Here is a 5,245-nt window from a genome sequence, read left to right on the forward strand (position 1 = left end):
TCCAATTACTAATGGAATTAATACTAAATACTTTAACCTCCAGATTTGTTTTGATTTTGTTTTTTGTAACATGACTATTCGTTTTTTGATTAATGAACTTTTATAAAAATGATTGATGAATGAAATGTTTTGGGTCTGAAAAACCTGCGATAACAACATTTGGTATTGTGCTTCCTTGTGGGTTTTGGCCACTTTTGCATCGGCGATGAACTCGTGCAATTCGGAAATTCGGTTTTGATAGACGTAGACCAGAGGATTGAACCAGGCCACAATCCGCATGAGCTCAAAAAACAACAGGTCCAAGGAGTGTCGCTGTTCTATATGCACCAGCTCGTGCTGAATGATACTATCATGATCCTTTTCCAATACTTTGTCCCCTATGAAAATGGACCTAAAAAATGAAAAGGCCATTTGACTATTGTGCACCATTATTCGGGTAAAACTTTCAAAGTAGCGGATCTCGCCCTTTCTTTTAAGTCGATACAACTGATACAGTTTAAAGCAAAACAACACTGCTGCTAAGAGCATTCCCCCATAAAGAACCATTTCGGTAGTAGAAAGTTGGATTGAGGCTGAAGGTTCAGGGGTCGCTACCACTCCAGCCGACATGTCCATGCCCCACAGATATTCCGGATATACAAAGGATTCTTGGGACACGGTGGTCTTTAGCGCTTCAATCTTAATCCAAGGTAATACTATGGAAAGCGCAAAGGAGCCTAGAAGATATGCTCTGTTCCATTGGAAAAAAGTCTCCCTTTTTAAAAACAGGTCGTACACTATTAAAAATAATAGCTGAAACGCCATGCATTCTAGGATATACTGTATCATTCCTTTTCCTTTTTAATTTCCTTCATAATGGATTCTAACTCCGAAAGACTCATATCATTTTTCTTCATAAAGAAAGAAACCATACTTTTAAAAGAGCCTTGAAAATAACCATCCACCAACTTATTGATGGATTGGTTCCCGTAGTCCGATTTCTTCACGAGTGGAAAATATAAATGTCCCCTTCCCTCCTTTTCGTGATCTACAAAGCCTTTGCTCTCTAGAATTCGGACAATAGTGGACACGGTGTTATACGCTGGTTTAGGTTCTGGAAATTGCTCTATTATGGCGGCTACATTACATTTTTCCAATTGCCATAATACGTGCATTACCTCTTCTTCTGCCTTGGTCAACTGCTTCATACAACTAAGTTTTTAGTTTAACTTTAAATCAAATATAACTAAATTATTAGTTTAAACTAATAATTTAGTTGTTAAATTTTGTATTGAGGTGTTTTTTAGGTAGAGATAGGATGCTAATTCTTATATAGTTCCTCTCCCATAAAATAGCAAGGTGTGCGACTTCTCTCCCGAACGCATTGGGAGTCTGGAAAAAAGGGACTCTGTTGAAGTGACTCATCCAGTCATTCCTTACGCTACTGTAACAATTCTCCCTTATCTTCGTCCAACACAAAACAATTTCTAACGTATTTAAAGGCAATCAATGGACATCTTATTATTATTTCTTGGATTTATTTTAATGTTCGTGGGAATTCTAGGCAGCTTTCTTCCCGTTTTACCAGGAACGCCCATCAGTTGGGTGGGGTTGCTGCTTCTGCATCTCACCAAGGCCGTACCCGATGATTGGGTTTTCTTAGGCATTACGCTGGGTATTGCCATTATTGTTTTTGCCCTGGATTATATTATCCCGGTATGGGGTACCAAAAAGTTTGGAGGCAGTAGGTGGGGAATGATTGGCACTACCCTAGGATTGCTGATAGCACTGATTTTTCCCATTCTTGGGTTTTTCGGAATTATCATTTGGCCTTTTGTGGGCGCATTGGTAGGGGAATTGATTAATAAAGCAGACCAAAAAACAGCCTTGAAGGCTGCTTTCGGGTCTTTTTTGGGCTTTCTTACCGGCACCTTTATAAAATTCATGGTTACCGTAATATTTCTAGGCCTATTTATCTATAAGACGTGGGAAAATAAGTCGGCCCTGTTTACTTTTTACTAGGGACAAAAATTTACATCCAAGTAACTTTCTCTTCCCAAGTGCCTCTTTCTACTTCGGGGAGGTCTCCCTCATAATTTCCCATATAGAAAAATCCGAGGCATTTTTCACCTTCATTAAATTCAAAAAACTCGTCCATATATTTAATTAGTCCTGGCGAACTCCAGTAGCAACCGATTCCCATTTGGGTACAACACAGCCACATATTTTGTACCGCCATAGCCGTTGCCGCTATTTCCTCCCATTCTGGCACACTTTCATTGGGATCGCGCTGCATACAAATAGCAATAATAGCGCCCGCTTTTTTAGGGTTCTCAATCAATTTACCCGCCTTAAACTGCTTTGGACTGGGGTCTGTTTCCATATATTTTAAAGACAGGAACATTCCCAACTTTTCCTTGGCCTCCCCTTGCAATACTTTAAACCGCCATGGTTCCGTTTTTCTATGGGTGGGCGCACAATTGGCAGCTTCCAATACTTTTTCAATGTCTTCCTTGGCAATTGGAGTACCGGTGTACTGTGCTGGGAAAACAGATCGTCTTTCCTTAATTACATCAAATATCATATTTCAAATTATTAAAAAGTATCCTATCTATTAAAATAAACAATAAAATTACATGATCAAATGGCATTCCATTCCCCCTCCAACAATAAATTAACACAATGCCTTAAAGCAGGATTCCTATTGTCCTCTTTCCAAACTACCGATAATACGGCTTTCTGTGGTATCCTTGCTAACTCAACAAACTTAACCTTCATCTTAAATCCAAATTGAAGGGAGGTAGGAACTATGGCCACCCCTAAATTGTTCTCCACCAATTTAAAGATGGTTTGGGCATGTACCGATTTATGCGAAACTTTGGGGGTGAAGCCCGCATCTTCACAAATACTCATAATGGTATCGTAGTACAAGGGGCTATAATCTTGGGAGAAAAGAATAAAATTCTCCTCGGATAACTGCCCCATGCCCTTAAAATCTTGCACCGACAGTGGGTGTTCTGCAGGAAGCACCACAGAAAAGGTATCCTCATAGATAGGTCTAAGATTAAATCCATCGGGGACTCTGGAAAGGCGTACAAAACCCATATCCAACCTATCCTTGAGCAAAGCGTTAAGTTGTGCATTGTTGGAAAGCTCCTCCAAACTAGTACGTATCCCTGGAAAACTATGCTTAAGTTTAAGCAACAATTTTGGAATAACCTCCTGCATTGCCGAACCCAAAAATCCAATCCGCACCTCGCCATACTTTCCTTGATCTACATACTTTAATTGTTTTTTAGTGACCTCGAGGTGATTTAAAATAAACTCAACCTCCCCTCTTAAATATTCACCCGCAGCAGTGAGTGCCACGTTCTTTTTGCTTCTAACAAACAACTCCACCTCCAAAATCTCCTCCATCTGCTTTATCTGTCTACTTAGGCCTGGCTGGGATATATTCAATTTCTCTGCTGCTTTTCTATAATGCAACTCCTCCGCAACTGCTAGGAAATATTTAAAATGTCGAATTTCTATTTGATAACTCATAGTTATTAATTACACAACTTATTGGTATTGGCAACTATCAAACTTAATCAATAAATTTATAATCATAAAAAATCATCTATGTCCAGTTCAACAAAATCATTCCAATTTGGTGAGGATCATCTTACTGCCGGAATAGCACTATCCATTGCAAAAGGAAAAACCAAGGGTGTTATCTCCAGTACCATCAGGGAAAAGATTCAGGCTAGCTGCAATGTTGTTGCCAATATTGTGGAGAAGGGGGAGCCCGTATATGGAATAAATACCGGTTTTGGTCCCTTGTGCACCACCAAGATATCTAAGGAGGAAACCAAGATATTACAAAGCAATATTTTAAAAAGTCATAGTGTAGGGGTGGGTACGCCCATAGCCTCGGAAATTGCCAAGTTAATGATGGTCCTAAAGGTCCATTCACTAGCAACAGGATATTCTGGTATTGCAGAAACCACCCTAGACAGAATTATATGGCATATAGACAACAATGCAATCCCCATAGTCCCTTCCCAAGGATCCGTTGGCGCATCGGGAGATTTGGCTCCCCTTTCCCATCTCTTCCTCCCATTAATCGGACTGGGAAAGGTTCACTACCAGGGAGAAGTACTACCAACGGAATCGCTACTTAAGAAAGCGGGACTCCAGCCCTTGGAGTTGGGTCCCAAAGAGGGACTGGCCCTAATCAATGGCACCCAATTTATTGCTGCCCATGCGGTAATGGTGGTCCAAAAAATGCAATCTTGCCTTACCCAGGCAGATATTATTGGCGCCATGATGATAGAAGGCTTACAGGGGAGTGTTAAACCATTTTATAAAGAGCTGCACACGATCCGCCCCTTTAAAGGTAATATTCATGTGGCTGCCAATATCCGGTTTTTATTAAAGGGTTCGGAAATTATGAAATCCCATGCCAATTGCGAGAAAGTCCAGGACCCCTACTCCCTCCGCTGCATCCCACAGGTGCACGGCGCCTCTAGGAATGCGTGGTTGCATTTAAAGGAGCTATTGGAAGTTGAACTCAATTCGGTTACGGATAACCCCATTATCATTGATGAAGACTTAACTATCAGCGGTGGTAACTTTCACGGTCAGCCCCTTGCCTTAGCACTGGATTATGCTTGTTTGGCCGCCTCGGAGCTGGGTAACATATCGGATCGTAGAATATACCTGGCTTTGGAAGGCAATAGCCCCGGAGTCCCCAAATTACTGATGAAGGATACCGGGATCAATTCTGGCTATATGATTCTACAGTATACTACTGCCGCTTTGGCAAGTGAGAACAAGGGACTTTGTTTTCCATCGAGTGCAGATAGCATTCCCACCTCCCTTGGTCAGGAAGACCACGTAAGTATGGGATCTATCAGTGGAAGAAAGGCCCTGCAGGTTTTGGAAAATGTAGAGAAAATATTAGCTATAGAACTCCTTACCGCAGCCCAGGCATTTACATTTAGAAAGCCCATGAAATCGGGCATCATCCTGGATGAAGTCCACCAAGAAGTCCGTAAAAAGGTCGCTTTCGCCGATAAGGACCGGGTCTTTTCAGACGATATTGAGAAAGGAATTCAATTAATTCAAAATCAAACCCTTATTCACACGGTAAGAAAAGTGATGAAACAACAACAACTTACCCCAAACAGTCCATTTGAAGCGGAGTTTGAACAATATTAAAAATGGCTGGAATAAGAAACTAAATCATCAACATGAACAACTATTCACTCATCGGTCCCTTTAA

At 41.0% G+C, this 5,245-nt stretch carries 6 protein-coding genes; 2 read left to right on the plus strand and 4 right to left on the minus strand.

Annotation, left to right across the window (positions count from 1 at the left end):
* The coding region (locus F1E73_RS16275; protein ID WP_317132995.1) for a M56 family metallopeptidase at positions 1 to 828 on the minus strand (828 nt) is incomplete at its 3' end.
* Positions 825 to 1,187, minus strand: coding sequence for a BlaI/MecI/CopY family transcriptional regulator (locus tag F1E73_RS16280; RefSeq protein WP_150452556.1), 363 nt, complete (start codon positions 1,185 to 1,187; stop codon positions 825 to 827). The genes F1E73_RS16275 and F1E73_RS16280, both read right to left, overlap by 4 nt.
* 301 nt (positions 1,188 to 1,488) lie before the next feature.
* Between F1E73_RS16280 and F1E73_RS16285 the strand changes: the two genes are divergently transcribed.
* Positions 1,489 to 2,001: a DUF456 domain-containing protein gene (locus tag F1E73_RS16285; RefSeq protein ID WP_150452557.1), complete on the plus strand. Its 513-nt coding sequence runs from the start codon at positions 1,489 to 1,491 to the stop codon at positions 1,999 to 2,001.
* 10 nt (positions 2,002 to 2,011) lie between these two features.
* Here the strand turns inward: F1E73_RS16285 and F1E73_RS16290 are convergent, their stop codons facing one another.
* Positions 2,012 to 2,563 carry a nitroreductase family protein gene (locus F1E73_RS16290; RefSeq protein ID WP_086476589.1) on the minus strand — a complete coding sequence of 184 codons (552 nt, stop codon included), beginning with the start codon at positions 2,561 to 2,563 and terminating at the stop codon, positions 2,012 to 2,014.
* 56 nt (positions 2,564 to 2,619) lie between these two features.
* A complete protein-coding gene (locus F1E73_RS16295; RefSeq protein WP_150452558.1) occupies positions 2,620 to 3,522 on the minus strand; it encodes a LysR family transcriptional regulator in 903 nt (300 codons plus the stop codon).
* 78 nt (positions 3,523 to 3,600) lie between these two features.
* Between F1E73_RS16295 and hutH the strand changes: the two genes are divergently transcribed.
* Positions 3,601 to 5,181: a histidine ammonia-lyase gene (hutH, locus tag F1E73_RS16300; protein WP_150452559.1), complete on the plus strand. Its 1,581-nt coding sequence runs from the start codon at positions 3,601 to 3,603 to the stop codon at positions 5,179 to 5,181.
* Positions 5,182 to 5,245 lie beyond the last annotated feature (64 nt).

The sequence above is a fragment of the Arenibacter lacus genome, assembly GCF_008711145.1.
Taxonomy (GTDB): Bacteria; Bacteroidota; Bacteroidia; order Flavobacteriales; family Flavobacteriaceae; genus Arenibacter; species Arenibacter amylolyticus.